Annotated in this window: 15 protein-coding genes; 5 read left to right on the top strand and 10 right to left on the bottom strand. The window is 68.1% G+C overall.

The genetic code is table 11. The features are described from left to right. Positions 1–19: 19 nt before the first annotated feature. Both BLS81_RS14340 and BLS81_RS14335 read right to left on the bottom strand, forming a co-directional pair. Positions 20–526: an RcnB family protein gene (locus tag BLS81_RS14340; RefSeq protein WP_093224880.1), complete on the bottom strand. Its 507-nt coding sequence runs from the start codon at positions 524–526 to the stop codon at positions 20–22. A 152-nt stretch (positions 527–678) separates the two neighbouring features. After that, on the bottom strand, positions 679–1,167 hold the full coding sequence (locus BLS81_RS14335; protein WP_093225083.1) for an outer membrane protein assembly factor BamE: 489 nt from the start codon (positions 1,165–1,167) through the stop codon (positions 679–681). Positions 1,168–1,321: 154 nt separating this feature from the next. Here BLS81_RS14335 and BLS81_RS14330 point away from each other — a divergent pair, with 154 nt between their 5' ends. Together BLS81_RS14330 and BLS81_RS14325 are read left to right on the top strand one after the other, a co-directional pair. Continuing rightward, positions 1,322–1,810, top strand: coding sequence for a ubiquinol-cytochrome C chaperone family protein (locus BLS81_RS14330; protein WP_093224878.1), 489 nt, complete (start codon positions 1,322–1,324; stop codon positions 1,808–1,810). Next, positions 1,807–2,337 (top strand): YceD family protein, encoded by a 531-nt coding sequence (locus BLS81_RS14325; protein ID WP_093224877.1) that lies wholly within the window; start codon positions 1,807–1,809, stop codon positions 2,335–2,337. The genes BLS81_RS14330 and BLS81_RS14325 overlap by 4 nt, the downstream gene beginning before the upstream one ends. Before the next feature lie 46 nt (positions 2,338–2,383). On the opposite strand, the gene BLS81_RS14320 is transcribed toward BLS81_RS14325, so the two are convergent. The 8 genes from BLS81_RS14320 to BLS81_RS14290 form a co-directional block, all read right to left on the bottom strand. Beyond that, positions 2,384–2,923: a SixA phosphatase family protein gene (locus BLS81_RS14320; protein ID WP_093224875.1), complete on the bottom strand. Its 540-nt coding sequence runs from the start codon at positions 2,921–2,923 to the stop codon at positions 2,384–2,386. Positions 2,924–2,936: 13 nt separating this feature from the next. Beyond that, positions 2,937–5,645 carry an ATP-dependent DNA helicase gene (locus tag BLS81_RS14315; RefSeq protein WP_093224874.1) on the bottom strand — a complete coding sequence of 903 codons (2,709 nt, stop codon included), beginning with the start codon at positions 5,643–5,645 and terminating at the stop codon, positions 2,937–2,939. Positions 5,646–5,728: 83 nt separating this feature from the next. Then, positions 5,729–6,025 (bottom strand): glycine zipper 2TM domain-containing protein, encoded by a 297-nt coding sequence (locus BLS81_RS14310; protein WP_093224872.1) that lies wholly within the window; start codon positions 6,023–6,025, stop codon positions 5,729–5,731. A 94-nt stretch (positions 6,026–6,119) separates the two neighbouring features. Then, positions 6,120–6,878, bottom strand: coding sequence for a hypothetical protein (locus BLS81_RS14305; protein ID WP_093224871.1), 759 nt, complete (start codon positions 6,876–6,878; stop codon positions 6,120–6,122). Then, positions 6,875–7,036 (bottom strand): hypothetical protein, encoded by a 162-nt coding sequence (locus BLS81_RS20810; protein WP_176787184.1) that lies wholly within the window; start codon positions 7,034–7,036, stop codon positions 6,875–6,877. Before BLS81_RS20810 ends, BLS81_RS14305 begins: the two co-directional genes overlap by 4 nt. A 73-nt stretch (positions 7,037–7,109) precedes the next feature. Further along, complete coding sequence (locus BLS81_RS14300) at positions 7,110–7,844, bottom strand: class I SAM-dependent methyltransferase (RefSeq protein ID WP_093224869.1); 735 nt, start codon at positions 7,842–7,844, stop codon at positions 7,110–7,112. A gap of 110 nt (positions 7,845–7,954) precedes the next feature. Next, positions 7,955–9,496, bottom strand: a complete 1,542-nt coding sequence (locus BLS81_RS14295; protein WP_093224868.1) for a CehA/McbA family metallohydrolase — start codon at positions 9,494–9,496, stop codon at positions 7,955–7,957. Then, positions 9,496–11,997, bottom strand: a complete 2,502-nt coding sequence (locus tag BLS81_RS14290) for a TonB-dependent receptor (RefSeq protein WP_093224866.1) — start codon at positions 11,995–11,997, stop codon at positions 9,496–9,498. Before BLS81_RS14290 ends, BLS81_RS14295 begins: the two co-directional genes overlap by 1 nt. A 329-nt stretch (positions 11,998–12,326) precedes the next feature. Between BLS81_RS14290 and BLS81_RS14285 the strand changes: the two genes are divergently transcribed. From BLS81_RS14285 to BLS81_RS14275, 3 genes are all read left to right on the top strand, one after another. Then, positions 12,327–12,905, top strand: coding sequence for an RNA polymerase sigma factor (locus BLS81_RS14285; RefSeq protein WP_093224864.1), 579 nt, complete (start codon positions 12,327–12,329; stop codon positions 12,903–12,905). Further along, on the top strand, positions 12,872–13,819 hold the full coding sequence (locus tag BLS81_RS14280; RefSeq protein ID WP_093224862.1) for a FecR family protein: 948 nt from the start codon (positions 12,872–12,874) through the stop codon (positions 13,817–13,819). The genes BLS81_RS14285 and BLS81_RS14280 overlap by 34 nt, the downstream gene beginning before the upstream one ends. Before the next feature lie 143 nt (positions 13,820–13,962). Then, on the top strand, positions 13,963–16,716 hold the full coding sequence (locus BLS81_RS14275) for a TonB-dependent receptor (RefSeq protein ID WP_176787183.1): 2,754 nt from the start codon (positions 13,963–13,965) through the stop codon (positions 16,714–16,716). Positions 16,717–16,815 lie beyond the last annotated feature (99 nt).

Genomic DNA, 16,815 nt, shown 5'->3' with positions numbered 1-16,815 from the left:
CGCGGCCGACCGGGACGGCTTACCGGTAGAAGCCGCGGATCACGTCGATGACATAGCCGCGCCGGGTATCGACCAGCACCACGTCGTTATAATGCCGCACCCACGTCTGGCCGAAGCGGACCGGCGGCAGGTGATAGCGCCACGGATCGACGATGACGTACCGCGTGCCGTAGTAATTCGGCGCGATCCGCACGCCGGGGCGGAAGGCGGTGTAGCGGAACGGCGCGCGCCAGTCCCCGGCCGCATAGAGCCGCGCGTTGCGATCGCGCCAGCCGCGCCAGTCGTCGCGCCCGAAGCGGCGGTTGCGATCGGCGATGTCCTCGCGATATTCCTGCCGTGCGTCGCGCAGGTCGCGATGTTCGGCGCGGATACGGTCCGGGTCGCCGCTGCGATAGGCGCGATCGAGATCGCGGCGCTGCTCCTGGATCTCGCGGCGATCGTGGCGGAGCTCGCCCGCCGATTGCGCCTGTGCCGCCACCGGCAGCGCGGTCGCCGCCATGAGCGCGGTGATGATGAATGAGCGCATGATGCTGTTCCTTTCCTGACCTGTGGATCGCGGAATGCACCGCGATCACGGGACGGTTCTGGAACGCCCGCGCTGAACCGCGCGGGAATGCCGCCTTCATCAACCAGCAAGGATGGCGTCGCGGCGCGCGCGGCGCCGAAACGGCCCGCCGGTTACGGCCGGTCGCGCCCGCCGCCCTGCTGGCCGCCGCCGCCGCCAACCGCGCCGACCGTTCCGATATTGCCGAACAGCTCGGAGAAGAAGCTGCTCTTGCGCCCGAGCGTCGGGGTAGTCTTCTTCATCGGCGAGATCGACGCGATCTGCTCGGCACCGGTCTTGCGGATGCCGGTGACGACGCCCTTGCCATCGAAGCTGATCCGCAGCGTCGTCTGCGATTTCACATGCGGGTTGTTGTATGCGAAGTTGCGCGCGTCACGGGAGACGTAATACCAGTCGCCCTGGTTGAATTCGCTGGTGAAGGTCGGCTTGCCCAGCACCTGCAACACCGACTGGCGGGTATCGACCCCGGCCTGCACCGAATTGACGAGATCGGCGTCGATCACATAGCCCTGATGCGAGCGAAGCTGCGTGCAGCCGCCGGCGGAGAGGCCGGCGAGGATCAGGGCAGGCCCCAGAAGCGAACGGGCCGAAAACAACGTCATCACAATCTCCCCGGCACGCGGCCATGTCACAAGGCCGCCGCCCGCGCGAAAACCGCGCATTGCATCGTACCGCGATCGCCTCAATATGCCGAGCTTGATGGCCAAACAAGGGCCGCCCTGTCGGGAGTCGATGCGCTTGAACTGGATCGGTCGAATGCTTGGCGCGCGCGATACCGAAGCGTTGCCGCTCTACACCGCGATCGTCGCGCGCGGGCGCGAACCGCATTGGTATGTGGAAGGGCAGGTCGCCGACACGATCGACGGCCGCTTCGACATGATCGCGGGCGTGCTCGCCTTCGTGCTGCTGCGGCTGGAGGACGATCCCGCAGGCGCCGAGACGGTGGCGCGCGTTACCGAACGGTTCGTCGAGGACATGGACGGGCAGCTTCGCCAGATCGGGATCGGCGACATCATCGTCGGCAAGCATATCGGCAAGATGATGAGCATGCTCGGCGGCCGGATCGGCGCGTATCGCGACGCGCTGGCGGCGGGAAATCTCGACGCGGCGCTGGTCCGCAACCTGTATCGCGGCGAGACGCCGTCCGAACCCGGCTTGCGCCATGTCGCCGCGCGGCTGTACGCGTTGCGTGACGCGCTCGCCGCCGCGCCCACGGCCGCGATCATCGCCGGAGACCTGCCATGACCCCAGAATTTTCCCGCCCCGAGCGGATCGACACGATCGGCGCGGGCGAACGCGGCGTGACCATCACCGCCGAGCCCGCCGAACGTGCCGCGCTCGCCGCGCGCTTCGGGTTGCTGGCGGTCGATCGGCTCGAAGCGAGCCTGTCGGTGCGGCGCGAGGCGGGGGGAATCGCGGTGCGCGGGCGGGTCGCCGCCGATGTCGTCCAGGCCTGTACCGTCACCGACGAGCCGATCCCGGTCACGATCGACGAAACCGTGGCGCTGCTGTTCGTCGAGGAGAGAGATGGGGGCGAAGACGACGAGATCGAACTCGACGTCGGCGCGCTCGACACCATCCCTTATGAAGGCGGGGCGATCGATCTCGGCGAGGCGGCGGCGGAGACGATGGCGCTCGCGCTCGATCCGTTTCCGCGCAGCGCCAACGCCGCCGCCGTGCTGCGCGAGGCCGGCGTGCTCAGCGAGGATGAGGTGAAGCCGCTCAATGCGCTCGCGGCTCTTGGCGACTTATTGAAGAACAAGCCTTCGTAAGATCGCGAATACGCTGGCCACCTACCTCAAGCGCGTCGAAGGACGGTCAAGCCTGGTCCGGGCCGAGCGTCGGGTCGAGATCGCGCGGGCGCACGAAGCGTTCGAGCACCGCGCCGCCGGCATTCACGTCCGACCAGTCCATGACGTCGAACGCCATCCGCGCGACGCTCGCGGTCGGGTATTTCCGCTCGACCGATTCGCGCAGCCCGTCGGCGACTTCCGGCACCAGCATCAGCACCAGATCCTCAAGCCCCGGATTGTGCCCGACCAGCAGCACGTCGTCGGTGCTTTCGGGGAGTTCCCGCACGACATCGAGCAGGGTCTCCGCCGAGGCGAGATACAGCCGCCGGTCCCATGCAGTGTTCAGCGCCCTGCCATAGCCGCGCTCGATCTCGTCGAGCGTTTCCATCACGCGCACCGCCGGCGAGGCGACGACATGATCGAACGACAGGCCGATCGTACGCAGATACCGGCCCATCATAGCAGCGGCGCGCTTGCCCTTGCCGTTGAGCGGCCGGTCGAAATCGCGCGCGACCGGATCGTCCCACCCGGACTTGGCGTGGCGGAGCAGCGTTAGGGATTTCAAAGGGCCGTCTCCGTCAGGCGTCGATCACCTCTTGCCCCGATTCGATGACGGAAGGAAGACGCCGCGCACGCGCGATCGCCTCGTCCAGCGTGACGCGCGCGACCGGCACGCCCGGCGGGAAGGCGGACAACAGCCGCGACGGCATCGCCGACGAGAGCAGCACGAACAGCCCGCGATCATCGGCCCGGCGGATCAACCGCCCGAACGCCTGCGCCAGCCGCGCGCGCACGATCCGGTCGTCATAGGCCGAACCGCCGTTCGCGAGCCGCCGCGCCGCGTGAAGCACGCTCGGCTTGGGCCAGGGCACACCCTCCATCGCAACCAGGCGGAGCGAGCGGCCCGGCACATCGACTCCGTCGCGAAGCGCATCAGTGCCGAGCAGCGAGGCGGAGAGATCGTCGCGGAAGATATCGACCAGCGTGCCGGTATCGATCGGATCGACATGCTGCGCGTAGAGCGGCAGCCCTTCGCGCGCGAGCCGGTCGGCGATGCGGGCGTGAACCGCGCGCAGCCGCCGGATCGCGGTGAACAGCCCAAGCATGCCGCCCCCGCTCGCCAGCGCGAGCCGCGCATAGGCGTTGGCGAGCGCACCGAGATCGCCACGCTTCACGTCGGTGACGATCAACACCTGCGCATGATTGGCGTAGTCGAACGGGCTCGTTGCCGAGAACCGCGCGCCGGGGCGGATGAGGTGCTGCGCGCCGGTGCGTGCCTCGGCGACGCTCCAGCCTTCGTTCGGGTCCGCGCCACCGCCGCGCAGCGTTGCCGAGGTGACGAGCGCGCCGTGCGCCGGGCGCAGCACGATCTCGGCGAACGGCTTGCTGGGATCGAGCCAGTGCCGCAGTAGCCCGATATCATAATCGCGCCCCTCGATGCGGTTGACGATCAGCCAATCGACGAACTGTTCGGCGGCCGGCCCGCCGACGCGCGCGAGCAACGCCAGCCACGACGCGACCGTTTCGGCGCGCCAACCGAGCGAGGCGATCGCGCCTTCGATCCGCGCGCGCGCGGGCGCGTCCATCCAGTCGGGCGCGTCGGCCAGCACCGCCTCGAGCCGACGCCCGAGCGCGACCAGCGGCCGCACCAGCGCATCGAGCGCGTGCGCCGCCTGCCCGGCCGCTTCGACCAGCGCCGCATCGGGTTCGACGAGTTCGGTCTCGAGCCCATAGCCGGCGTCGCCATCGCTTTCGGCGCGCGCGTAGGTGAGCCCGCGCACCGCAGCGAGCAGATGCTCGATCGGCCCGAACGGCGCCCCTTCCGCGATCCGTTGCAGCCAGCCGTCGGCGGCGAGCGCCCCCGCCGCCTTGACCGCATCGGCAATGGCAAGCGCGCCCGCTTCGTCATAGCTCGCGACATCGGACAGCCGTGCGGCGAGTCCGCGCCGGCGGCCCCGCCCGCCCGATTCCGGGCCGAGCAGCCAGCGCCTGAGTTCGATCGTCTCCTGACCGGTCAGCGCGGTCGAGAACATCATGTCGGCGGCGTCGAACAAATGATGGCCTTCGTCGAACACATAGCGTGTCGGGCGGGTGGTCAGTTCGCGGCCGCGCACCGCGTTGACCATCACCAGCGCATGGTTGGCGATGACGATATCGGCCTCGACACTAGCGCGTGCGGCGCGTTCGATGAAGCATTTGCGATAATGCGGGCAGCCGGCATAGACACACTCGCCGCGCCGGTCGGTCAGCGCAGTGTGGCCGGCACGCCGGAACAAGGTGGTGAGCCAGCCGGGCAGATCGCCGCCGACCATATCGCCATCGGCGGTATAGGCCGCCCAGCGCGCGACGAGTTGCGCCAGCACCGCCGCGCGCCCCGCGAACCCGCCTTGCAGCGCATCCTCGAGGTTGAGCAGGCACAGATAGTTCTCGCGGCCCTTGCGGGTGACGACCTTGACCCGGCGCTCGGCCGGATCGGGGAACAGCCGCGCGGTCTCCTGCGCGAGCTGGCGTTGCAGCGCCTTGGTATAGGTCGAGACCCACACCGCGCCGCCTGCCCGCTCCGCCCACAGCGAGGCGGGCGCGAGGTAGCCGAGCGTCTTGCCGATCCCGGTGCCCGCCTCGGCGAGCACGAGATTGGGCGCGTCGCGCACCATGCGCGGCGCGAACGCCTCGGTCGCGGCCTGCGCGAATGCGCGCTGGCCGGGGCGTTCCTCGGCACCCGATCCGGTCAGGCTGGCGAGCCGCGCGGCGGTCTCCTCCGCGCCCAGGCTGATCGTGCGCGGCGCCGGGCGCGGCGCCGCTTCCGACCATTCGGGCAGCTTGGTAAACAGCCAACGTTCGGCGATGGCGGGACGATGCAGCCGGGCGGCGAGAATCGGCGCCCACGGCCAACGCAGCCGCCCGAGATTTTGTGTCGCGCTCCACGCGCCCTCGCGCTCGGGCCAATCGCCGTCGGTGATGTCGAGCAACGCCGATGCCGCGCGGCGCAGGAAGCTGGCGACGTCCGCATCGCTGGCGGGCGCATCGATCCCGGCGGCGCGGGCCAGCCCCTTGGGGGTCGGCACCATGAAGCGTGCGGGAAACAGCACGGCGAACAGTTCGAGCACATCGAGCCCCGACAGCTCGGCATAGCCGAGCCGTTGCGCCACCAGCGGCGCGTTGAGCAGGATGACCGGCGTATCCGCCGCGATGCGGATCGCCTCGCCCCGCCCGATCGGCCGGGTGCCATCGGCATCGGCGAACCAGATGCCGCCGTGGCTGGCGTGAAGGGCGGGATGCGGCAACACGCTATCGAAATAGCGCCTCGGAACAGATTGGCAACTCGTTCAGCGGGCCGCCGCATCGGCGCGGCGGCCCGCTGAACGTGGAATCAGCAGCCGTTGCGGCGGTTCTGCGCGGCGTCGTGCTTCTTGTCGAGGTGGCGCCCGAGCAATGCGCCGCCGACACCGCCGGCGACGGTGCCGAGCGTGCCGCCGCCGAGTGCATTGCCCGCGAGCGCGCCGCCCGCGCCGCCCGCGATCGTGCCGGTGGTGCCGCTGCTGCGCTTGCAATCCTGACGATAGGTGCGGCTGTGGTGCTTGCGATCGCCACGGTGGCTGTCGCGCTGCGCCACGGCCGGCGCGGTCGCGACGATGGCGAGCATGGCGAATCCGATGATGGTCTTCATGATATACTCCCGATACGTAACCCGTCTGCGGACCGGTCGCGTACAAAACGCATGGGAGCCGATTTGTTCAGCGCCCGGTTGCGATCCGCCGGCGTCAGCCGTGTGAATCCTCATCGACGGGCGGTGTCTCGATATCTTCGAACACCTCAAGCGCGACGTTCACGAACTGCTTCGCCTCGAGCTGGATCAGCGGGATGGGAGCGTGATCCGAATCGATCCGCTCGACCCGCGCGCTGGTGATGCGGACGAGGAAACGGTCGCAACTGCTGAGCACCAGCATCGCGATCGCCTTGTTGTCGTCGAGCGCGATGTTCTCGACGATCCCCTCATAAGCGACATTGGCGCCCTGATGTTCGAGCGTGGTGACGACGTACGCGATGATGAAGCTGTTGGACGGTCGCGCGAGATCGACCCAGCGCTTGAGCCACCCGAAGGTCGCGGCTTCGCGCATGTCGCGCACCATTTTCCAGCCGCTGGCCAGATAGGCGAGCGCACCGGTGATCAACGCGGGCGTCGCCAGCGACACGAACCAGCACAGGAACGCCCAGTCGGACGGAACGCCCGCCGACCGCCCGTTGGTGAGGATGACGCGATACACGTTCGGATCGAAGCTCAGCCGCACACACGGCGCGATGAACCGGCACGCCCCGGATTGCAGCGCGAACAGACCCGACAGGATGATGTGGCCGGCGAGCGCGCCGAACACGATGACGAGCAGCGAAAAGGTCGATCCCGGCTTCTCGGGCGCCTGCGAGATCAGTTCGGATCGCTCACCCGCGCGCAAGCCCGCCCATACCGCCAGACCGGGCGCGAGCAGAAGCAGCGCCAGGAACAGCGTGTAGCTGAAACTCACTTCGTCCCGGACGCGCCCTGATCGCCGCGCATGGCCATGCTGCGAACGACGTATTTGCCGTCCTTGAAGCTCGACGATTCCTTCGCCGCCTTCCAACTGCCGAAGCGGTTGTGAACGCTCTTGGCGGTCTTGATCGACTGGCTGGTGTTGACGCGCATGCTGACCTCCGATCCGACAATAGGTACGCGCGCGGCGGCTTGCAATCGGCGCGCCGCCCGCGCGCGCGCGCGGTTAGCGGCGGCGGAACTTATAGACGAACTGGTCGGTATGGCCCCGGATCGCGGGATCGAACACCTTGAGCGTATGATCGTCGGCCGGGTTGGCGAGCGCCCTGGATTCGCCGACGAAGACGAAGCCGGCGTTCACCACCTGCCGCTTGACGACGGCAGGGTCGATGCGGTGGAGCGTCTCGGTATCGGCGAGGCCCGAGCCGGCGGGCGCGGCATGGTCGATCACAACATAGGTGCCGCCCGGCTTGAGCGCCTTGAACACCGCCGCGTTGAACGCGCTCAGCGCCGATTCGCCGCCGCCCTTGTTGGCGATGTCGTGATAATTCTCGACCGTCCAGACGAGATCGACCGGCTTGGGCACGGTGATGATCGCGGGATCGACCGCCGCCGTCACATTGGCGAGGCCGCGCGCCTGCAGCGCCGCGACGCCCTTGGCGCCGTAGGCCGCCGCGGCATTGGGCCACAGCGCATAGACATGGCCGCCCGGCCCGACGATGCCGGTGAAGATCCGCGTCCAATAGCCGCCGCCCGGCAACAGATCGACGACCTGCTGGCCCGGCTTCACGCCCGCGAACGCGAGCACCTCCGCCGGCTTGCGGCGCGCATCGTCGCCCTGCTGGTCAGCGCGCGCGGGGTCGGCGAGCGCCTTTTCGATGGCGGGCGTCACCGCCGGCGCGGCGATGATCGCGCCGGGAACGACGAGCGCGGCGACGGCGACAGCGGCAAGGTAACGCATCGGCTGGTCCTCTTGTGGATTTGCGCGTACTTTACGCCTGCCGCGCGACTCCGCAATGACGGCTTCGCCGAAATTCGCGCCGCCCGGCCGTCCGCTCAGATGCGAGAGCTTCAGCCGGATACGGGCCCGGCCGATGCCACGTAGATCGGATTGCCGATGAGGATAAGGCGGCCTTGCGCGTCGCGGACTTGGGCGCTGATCCAGTGCGGGCGGCCGTCGGCGCGCCACGGCGCGAACGTCGGAGAACGCCCGCCGCCAAACGCCGCGCGATATGCGGTATCGGCCGCGCCATCGATCACGAGTTGCACCGCGCCGTCGGCCACGCCCTTGAGATCGACCGCGAAGCGGATCGAGCCGCCGCGCGGCAGGTGCAGCGTCTCGCCCATCACCGCGTGCCGCTTCCCGGACACCGCCGACAGATCGAGGAGGCGATCGCGCGTGCCGTCGACGTCGACGAACACGCGGCCGGAGCGGATGCCCGCCAGCAGGCCGTGTACCGACAGTTCGGGCATATAGACGACGGTGGTGGGGCTGCCCACCGCGCCGGCTTCGCGCGCCGGCCGGTCCGCCTCATGGCTGTCGCTGCCGCCGACCGCGGTGACATGGCGCCTCGCGTTGAGCAGTTTCGCCCAATAGCTGAGGCCCTGCAACGTGCCGTCGGCCGACCCGGTCTCGCGCATCGTGCCACCGTTGACGACCTCGACCGAATCGACCGCGCCGTCCGGCAGGCCATCGACCCGCCAGCCGCAGCCCATGCAGATCGCGCCGGAAGGCGCGCCGGGATGATTGATCGAGACGATGCCGCCCTCGCGATGCACCGCGTCGATCCATTTCCGCGCCTGCTCCCAGTTCGGCCCGGTCATGCGGAAATCGAGGAAGTCGGTGGGTCCGAAGACGTTGCCATGCCCCCAGAAGGTGGTGATCTCGCGGCCCGGCACCAGCAGCATCCGGTCGAAAGCGCCCTGCAGCTCGCGCAACTGGTTGAACTGCGCGGTGGTGTTATGATCGCTGAGCGCGATGAAATCGAGCCCGCGCGCGGCCGCCGCCTCGACCGTGCGATAGACCGGGCACGGAATGCTCGCACCCGATTGCGCCTTGCATTTCCCGTCGCTCTCGCCGCTGTGCATGTGCAGATCGCCACGATACCAGCCCGGCTTCGCCGCGATCGGCGCATCGGCGAATTCGGTCACGCTCGGCGCGCGCTCGATGAAGATCTTCGCCGTATAGGGCGCGTGCGCGTTCGCGCTGATGTTGGGCGCACCGAGGATCAGGTTCCAGCGCCCCGCCGGCAGCGGCCCGGGCAGATACCCCGGCGTCGCATCCTCGGTGCTGAGCGTCATATGATCGCGCGTTCCGCCGCTCCAGCCGCGGAACCGCTCGGGATCGCGCAGACCCAGATCGATGACCGAGCGCTGCTCCTTGCCGCCGTAGCTGAAATATATGGTGAGCCGCGTCACCCCCGCCGGAAGATCGAAGGATACGTCGGTATAACGCTCGTAATCGGCGCGGGTCAGGTCGCCCTGGAGCACGCGCCAGGGCGTGCCCGCGTCCGCGCGGGGCGGGGGCGCCCCCGCCTGGCCATCGCGCGCGAGCGCGGGGACGGCCAGGGCGAGAAGCGTGGCGAAGAGGGCGGACGCGGGACGCATCTTCATCAGAACCGGTACATCACGGCCATGCGGAAGTTCCGCCCGATCAGCGGCCGGGCGATGAAGGTGTTGGCACCCGCATCGCCGTTCTGGACCTCGCCCGCGCGTGGATTGCCCTCGGTGAGGCCGAGCGAGTTGTTGACGTTGTCGATATAACCATAGAGCGACAGCCTGCTCGAAACGTCGAAGCGCGTGCTGATGTTGACCGTGGCATAAGCCGGCAGCTTCACCGAGTTGGCGGTGTCGACGTAGCGGCCGCCTTCATATTCCCACGAGGCCTGCAGGCGGAAGCGCCCGTCCAGCAGGTTGACGCCCGGCACGAGGCGGAGGCTGACGGTCGGCACGCGGATCAGGCGGTTGCCGTCATAATCGAACGACTTGCCGGCCGCATCGACGTAGGTGAGGCCCTTGTACTTGGGATCTTGCAGCGTGGCCGTGCCCGATAGATCGAACCAGCGTACCGGGCGCACCGTGCCCTCGAGCTCGACGCCGAACGTCTGCGTGTCGGCGAACAGCGCCTCGGTCACCGACGCGCCGGTGTTCAGATCGAACCGGTAGTTGGTGAAGGAGACATTGTTGTATTTGGTCCAGAAGCCGGTCGCATAAAGCTGCACCAGCGGGCTCGAATATTTCAGCCCGATCTCGCCGAGATCCATCGTCTGGGTGATCGGCTTGGCGGAGGCGCTGGTGATGTAGTTCCCCAGGCTCGGCATGCGATTGGCGGCGGTGAAGCGCGCGAACATACCGGCGCCGCGCGTGAACTGATAGTCGACGCCCACGGTCCAGGTGGCATGGCTGAACGTATCGTCGTAATTGGCGTAGACACCGCTGCCGGTGATGATCGACGACGTCGCGGGCGTGCCGAGGTTGACCGTCTTCTTGAGCCCGACCGTGCCGCGCGCGGTCATCGTTTCCCACCGCACGCCGCCATCGAGCCGCAGCTTCGGCGTGATCTGCCATTCGTCGGCGAGATAGAGCGCGTTGGTGGTCTGCTCGCCGCGCGCGTCTTCCCACTCATAGCCATATTTGTAGATGCCGTGATCGGTGAAGGTCTTGACGACATTCCCCGCCGCATCGACCGCGACGAGATCGAGCAGGCGGGCATTGTCCCGCACATCGAGCAGCGCGGTCGACGAATAGCGGCTGAAATCCTCGTCGATATGCGCGAAATAATAGCCGAAGGTGATGTCGTGCGTGGTCGAACCCATGTTGAAGCGGTGGGAGACGCGCGTGTCGCTCATGAACTCCTTCACCGGCAGCGTCAGGCCACGCAGACCGCCGATGATGACGAGACCGTTGCCGTTCTGGTTGGCGGTATCGAAGGTCTGGCCCGGTGTGGTCGTATAGCGCAACTGGAGCGCGCTTGCGCCAGGCGCCTGGGCGAGCAGACCGGCTTGCGAGGCGAGCAGGCTCGATGCGCTGAGCAGCGAGTTGGGATATACGCCGTTCCGCTGCGTCTTGCTGTCGTTGTAGCGCGAGGTGTTGGAGATCTTCCAGTCGTCCCACGGCTCGAACTCGAACTTGCCGGTGATCTGGGTGCGCTTCACCTGCGTGCCGACGCTGTTGTCGAAATCATAGATGCTGCCGTCGCCCTCGATCATCTTGATGCGTTCGGTCTCGGGGCCTGCGACGGTGCCGTAATTGCCGCTGAAGCCGGGCACCGCGCGAATCTTGCCGTCGGCATAGGTGCGCATCGGGATGCCGGTGTAGAAACCGACGATGTCGTCGAGCCGCTTCACGTCGAGGCTGAACTTGGCGCGCTCCCATTCGCGAGACACCGTGGCGCGGATCTGGCCGCCGCGGTTGGCGGTGAAGCCGGGATCACGCACGCCGCCTTCGGACCGGTAGAAGCCGCCCACCGCGAGCTTCCACTCGCCGATCGGCGCGCCCGCCCAGAAATCCATCCGATACTGGCTGTCCGCGCCGAGCGTGAGCTTGGCGAGACCCTCGGCATGGTCGCCGACCTGGCGCGGGATGAAATTGACCGCGCCCGCCGGCGCGTTCGAATAGAACAGCGAGGCCGGCCCGCCGCGCACGACTTCGATCCGCTCGATCGTTTCGTCGAGGCGGAACACCTGGTCGGCGTTGAGATAGCCGAGCGCCGGATCGTGCTGGACGGGGATGCCGTCCTCCAGCAACTGGATCGAGCCGAAGCCATCGACGGGCACGCCGCGCGCGCGGACGTTGCCGCTCGCTTCGCCGCCCGACGATTCCACCCAAAAGCCGGGCACGGACTTGAGCGCCTCGGTAACGCTGGTCGGCGCTTGCAGGCGCAGCGCCTCCTCGCTGATCCGCGTGACCGAATAGCTCATCTGCGCCTTCGTCCGGTCCTCGGTGCCGGCGCGGCCGGTGACGATGATGTCGTCGGGCTGGCCACCCTGCGCGGGGTATGCGTCGGTGCCGGCCGCTTCGGCCCGCGACGGGACTGGCGCGTCCTGCCCCCATGCAGGCGCGGTGCCCGCGCACAGGATCGCAAGCAGTGATGAGGTCGTCAGCAACAGCTTCATGATATTCCCCCTTGGTTCGTTCAGGCGTCTTCGGCCCGGCGCACGAGGTTCGTGACCGGTCGTTCCGGCGCGCGGGTTGCGCGTCGGTTAAAGCGTTCGATTGTGCTTTCGTGGCGCAGACGGGATCGCGGGCGCTTTCCACTACCGCAGCGCGGAAAAAATTTGGTCGGAGCTCCCGCCTCGCCGGATTTCCGACGTAAGCTACTGACAGTGTGACATTAAAAATATGAGCCGCGCGACAACCCCGCGAGCCGCACTGTCAAGCTTCTGTAACAGCAGCCGCCTAGGCGAAGGGTCGTTCCGGCATTTTCGATAGAGGCGGCGACGATATGGCTTGGCTGCGCGACATCGACATCTGGTTTGCCGACCATGTGTATCCCTATCACGCTCAAACCCGTCGCTACGCGATCAGCTTGGTGCGTCAGCCCGACGAAGCCGAGGAGCTTGTGCAGGAAGCCTATGCGCGGCTGTTCGCGCTCAGCGACTGGGCCGCGATCGCCAATCCGCATGCGTTCACGATGCGGATCGTGCGCAATCTCGCGATCGAGCGGTTCCGGCGTGCCGAGGTGGTCCGGCTCGACCAGAGCGCGATCCTGCACACGCTCGAGATCGCCGACCAGCACCCCACGCCCGACGTGGTGGCGATGGACCGCTCCGAGCTCGACCGCGTCGTGAGCGCGATGCGGGAGATGCCGCCGCGCATGCGCGAAGCCTTGCATCTTCGGCGAATTGAAGGCTTACCCCCGCCCGAAGTAGCGGAAAGAATGGGTATCTGCGTCTCCACGGTGGAAACGCATCTGAACAAGGCGCTGCGGCTGCTGATGCGGACACTCAACCGGCAAGATGCCCGGGCGAAGACGGAACGGGAATTTGGATGGGAGACGCGCGAAAGACGGGAGCGGAGCTGAACGAGCGAGCCATCGACTGGCTGGTGGCGCTCGATTGCGGCACCGCCGACGAACAGGCGTTCGACGCCTGGCGCGCGGCGGACCCCCGGCACGCCGCCGCCTTCGCTCAAGTCGCCGCGACGTGGCGGCGCACCGCCGACCCGCGCCTCGGCCCGCTGCTCGACCAAAGCGTTGAAGACCCGCGCGAACCGGAACCCGTCGTGCAACGCACATGGTCGCGCCGCGCCGCCGTGGGTGGCGTGTTCGCGGCGGTGCTGGGCCTGGGTGCCGGGGGCACGATGCTCGCATGGCCGGCCCGCGCCCATGCCGAGACGGCGGTGGGCGAGCGCCGCTCGATCCGACTGCCCGATGGCAGCCATGCGATGCTCAACACCGACACGCGCATCGCTTGGCGCTTCGGTGACGAACGGACCGTGTGGGTGGAGCGGGGTGAGGTCGCCCTGCTCGTCGGGCCGTCGCGGCAACCCTTCCGTGTCCACAGCGACCCGATCGACGGGCGCTTGAGCACGGGCAGTTACAGCCTGCGGATCGAGCCGACCGGTGGGCGGTTGCTGGTCCTGTCGGGGCAGGCGACGATCGGTGCCGAGACGGTTCGGGCGGGGAACGGTCTCTTCATCAACAATGGCGGCACCGAGATCGCCACGCTATCGCCCGATGCGATCACCAGCGCGACGGCATGGCAGGCGGGCAAGATCGTGTTCGATGGCATGCCGCTCGGTCGGGCGATCACCGAGTTCAACCGCTACCTGCCCGACAAGATCGTGCTTCAGCAGCCCGATCTCGCCACCACGCGGCTGGGCGGCGAATTCCGCACCGACGACCCCGCCAATTTCCTGATCGCGCTGCGCGACGGGTTCGACATCGACAATCGCCGGCAAGGCGACCGGATCTTGCTGTTCCGCAAGCACGATTGACCGGCGACGCTGCGCGACGCGCGACGGTGTGACACGAATCTGTCGCGTACCGCCGCCAGTGACGGCGTATGGGCGTGATTCGCGGTTTTCTCCCCATCATCGGACCACCGGGCCGGCGCGCCCTTTGTCTCGCCGGGGGGGTGATGTGCGGCTTCGCTCCGCCCCTCGCCGCGCCTGCGCGCGCGGCATCGGCCGAACGGTCGGTGCGCTTCGACATTCCCGCGCAGAATCTCGCCGCGACGCTCGACCAGATCGCCCGCCAGTCGGGCGTGCAGATCCTCTATCCTTACACGCTCGCCGCGGCGCGGCGCGGCGGCGCGCTCCATGCGCGGATGACCGTGCGCGCGGCGCTCGACCGGATGTTGCGCGGCAGCGGGCTGACGGTGGTGCGCGTCACCGATCGTCTAGTGATCCTGCACGCGGCGGCAGCGGCGCCATCTCCGCTGAGGCCGTCGAGCGGTCCACGGGGCGCGATGCCAACACCCCCGCCGCTGGTAACGGCGCCGCCGCGCCCCCTTGAAGATATCGTCGTGACCGGACGCGCGAGCGAGGCACCGCTTGACGAGACCGAACTAAGCTACGCGGTCACGCGGCTGGACGCAGCGGCGCTCGCCCGGAAGGGGCCGCAATCGACCGCCGACCTGTTCAAGCAGGTGCCGGGCTTCTGGGTCGAGGCGACCGGCGGCGAAGCGAGCAACAACGTCCGCTCGCGCGGCATCCCGACCGATGGCTATTCGTCGGTCGCGCTGCTCGAGGACGGCCTGCCCGTGCAATATGACGGCGGCCTCGGCTATCTGAACACCGACCAGATCTACCGGGTCGACTCGACGATCGACCGCGCGGAAGCGGTACGCGGCGGCCCCTCGGCGATCTTCATGGCCAACGCACCCGGCGGTAGCCTCAATTTCATCACTCGCACCGGGCTGCGCCACCCCGGCTACACGCTCTCTGTGACAGGCGGCGGCTCCGGATATCAGCGGGTCGACGGCTTCGCCGGCGCGCGTATCGCGCCGAATCTCGGCGTTTCGCTTGGCGGCTTCTATCGCCGCGACGACGGCCTGCGCGATCCGGGGTATCGCGCCGATCAAGGCGGGCAGCTTCGCGCGGGAATCGATTATGACGATGGCCACATCCGACTCGCATTCAACGTCAAGCGGCTCGACGACCGGGTAATCCTCTATCTCCCCGTGCCGCTCCGCTTCGAAGGCAGGGGCGATGTTCGCGCCATTCCCGGCTTCGACCCGCTCCGGGACACGCTGGCCGGGCCGGATACCGAGCACGTCCTCTTCAAGACCGCGAACGGCCCCCGCGACTTCGACCTCTCGAAAGGGACGCGAAGCCGGATCACCTTCTACACGCTGAGCGGTCGGCTGGGGTTGGGCGATCGGGGCGCGCTCGAGCTGAACGCGCGCCTGCGCACCGGCGACACGCTGCGCAACGGGCTGTTCCCGATCGGCCGACCCGTGGCCGGGGGCGACTATCTCGCAAGCGTGCTGCCGCAACTGACGGCGGCATATCCGGCTACCGCCACCGCCGCGCTCCGCTATGCCGACACTGGCGCGCCGTTCCAGCGTGACGGCAACGGCAATGGTCTGGTCGTCGGCGGCAACCTGCTGTCGGTACGGATGCCGATGACCGAGTTCATCGGCGACGCGCGGCTGACCCGCAGCATGGACCGCTTCGGCCACCACGATATCGCGCTCGGCCTGACCTATGCCGACACGCGGCTGGACTTCGCTCGCACGATGGGCACGGTGCTGCTCGACGTGCGCGGCCAGGCGCGCAGGCTCGATGTCGTGGCGCTGGATGCGGCGGGTCGGCGGATCGGCGCGCTCACCGACGGCGGCTTCGTGCGCTATGGCTCGTTGTTCGACAATGTCAGCATCCGCGCGTCGAACATCGCGATATATGCGGCGGACGAGTGGAAGATCGCGCCGCGCTGGCGCATCGATCTGGGCGGACGATGGGAGCGCATCCGGATCGGCGGCGGCGCGGAGGGTAGCATGCCGGTGGATCTCGGCGACCCAGCCACCCTCGCCGACAACGCCGTGCTCACCGGCAATGGCGTCATCGCGCCGATCCGCCGCGCATTCTCGGGCGTCAACGGCACGATCGGACTCAATTTCCGGCCAAGCCGGAGTACCGGCCTGTTCATGCGCCTCACCCGGATCGCGCGATTGCCGGGCGCAACCGATTTCAACAGCTCACCGAATCGCACCGACGACGCGGTCGTGCCGATCACCATGGCGGAAGCGGGCATCATCCTGTCGCGTCCGCACTGGCGCCTGTCCGCCGTCGGTTATGGCACACGGTTCGCGCGCTTGCCGTTCACCGATTTCCGCTTCGATACCGCTTCGAACGCGTATGTCGAACGCACGTCGATCGCGGACACATCGACGATCGGCCTCGAACTGGCCGGGCATGCCGATCTGGCCGGGCCGCTGGCGCTGGACGCGCAAGCGACGCTGCAAGATCCGCGCTACCGCAACTTCAGCTATGTCGAGTTGGTCGGCGCTCAGCCGGTCACCCACGATGCCACCGGCAATCAGTTGATCCGCGTGCCCAGGCTGTCACTGCGGCTGACGCCGAGCCTTACCCTCCTTGCCGACAGGCTGCGCGTCGACACCGAGTTCACGCACTATTCCGCACGCTTTTCGGACATCGCCAACACCCAACGCCTGCCGCCCTATTCACTCGTGAACGTCAACGTGAACGCGAAGATCACCGACCATCTCGCATTCGCGTTTCACATCACCAACCTCACCAACGCGCTCGGGCTGACCGAGGGCAATCCGAGAGCCGGCGCGTTCGACGCAGGCGGCAGCGGCATCAGCTATTTCCTGGCACGCCCGGAGTTCGGCCGAACGGTGCGGGCGACGTTGCGCGCTTCCTGGTAAGCCGTTCGCGGACCACTCCGCCGCCGCCCGCCAGGTCGAGTCGCCCGCCGCGCCGCTACGCCCGTGTGATCCGCGAGTCCGTAGTACCCCTAATGTCCG

The sequence above is a fragment of the Sphingomonas sp. NFR15 genome, from assembly GCF_900103265.1.
Lineage (GTDB): Bacteria > Pseudomonadota > Alphaproteobacteria > Sphingomonadales > Sphingomonadaceae > Sphingomonas > Sphingomonas pollutisoli.
The sequence above is the reverse complement of the archived record's forward strand: the minus strand, read 5'-3'. Positions and strand labels throughout refer to the sequence as shown.

Excerpts from the sequence above, each read along its gene's own strand:
- BLS81_RS14340 (WP_093224880.1), bottom strand. The coding sequence starts at position 526 with ATGCGCTCATTCATCATCACCGCGCTCATGGCGGCGACCGCGCTGCCG.
- BLS81_RS14335 (WP_093225083.1), bottom strand. The coding sequence starts at position 1,167 with ATGACGTTGTTTTCGGCCCGTTCGCTTCTGGGGCCTGCCCTGATCCTC.
- BLS81_RS14330 (WP_093224878.1), top strand. The coding sequence starts at position 1,322 with ATGCTTGGCGCGCGCGATACCGAAGCGTTGCCGCTCTACACCGCGATC.
- BLS81_RS14325 (WP_093224877.1), top strand. The coding sequence starts at position 1,807 with ATGACCCCAGAATTTTCCCGCCCCGAGCGGATCGACACGATCGGCGCG.
- BLS81_RS14310 (WP_093224872.1), bottom strand. The coding sequence starts at position 6,025 with ATGAAGACCATCATCGGATTCGCCATGCTCGCCATCGTCGCGACCGCG.
- BLS81_RS20810 (WP_176787184.1), bottom strand. The coding sequence starts at position 7,036 with ATGCGCGTCAACACCAGCCAGTCGATCAAGACCGCCAAGAGCGTTCAC.
- BLS81_RS14300 (WP_093224869.1), bottom strand. The coding sequence starts at position 7,844 with ATGCGTTACCTTGCCGCTGTCGCCGTCGCCGCGCTCGTCGTTCCCGGC.
- BLS81_RS14295 (WP_093224868.1), bottom strand. The coding sequence starts at position 9,496 with ATGAAGATGCGTCCCGCGTCCGCCCTCTTCGCCACGCTTCTCGCCCTG.
- BLS81_RS14290 (WP_093224866.1), bottom strand. The coding sequence starts at position 11,997 with ATGAAGCTGTTGCTGACGACCTCATCACTGCTTGCGATCCTGTGCGCG.
- BLS81_RS14285 (WP_093224864.1), top strand. The coding sequence starts at position 12,327 with ATGGCTTGGCTGCGCGACATCGACATCTGGTTTGCCGACCATGTGTAT.
- BLS81_RS14280 (WP_093224862.1), top strand. The coding sequence starts at position 12,872 with ATGGGAGACGCGCGAAAGACGGGAGCGGAGCTGAACGAGCGAGCCATC.
- BLS81_RS14275 (WP_176787183.1), top strand. The coding sequence starts at position 13,963 with ATGTGCGGCTTCGCTCCGCCCCTCGCCGCGCCTGCGCGCGCGGCATCG.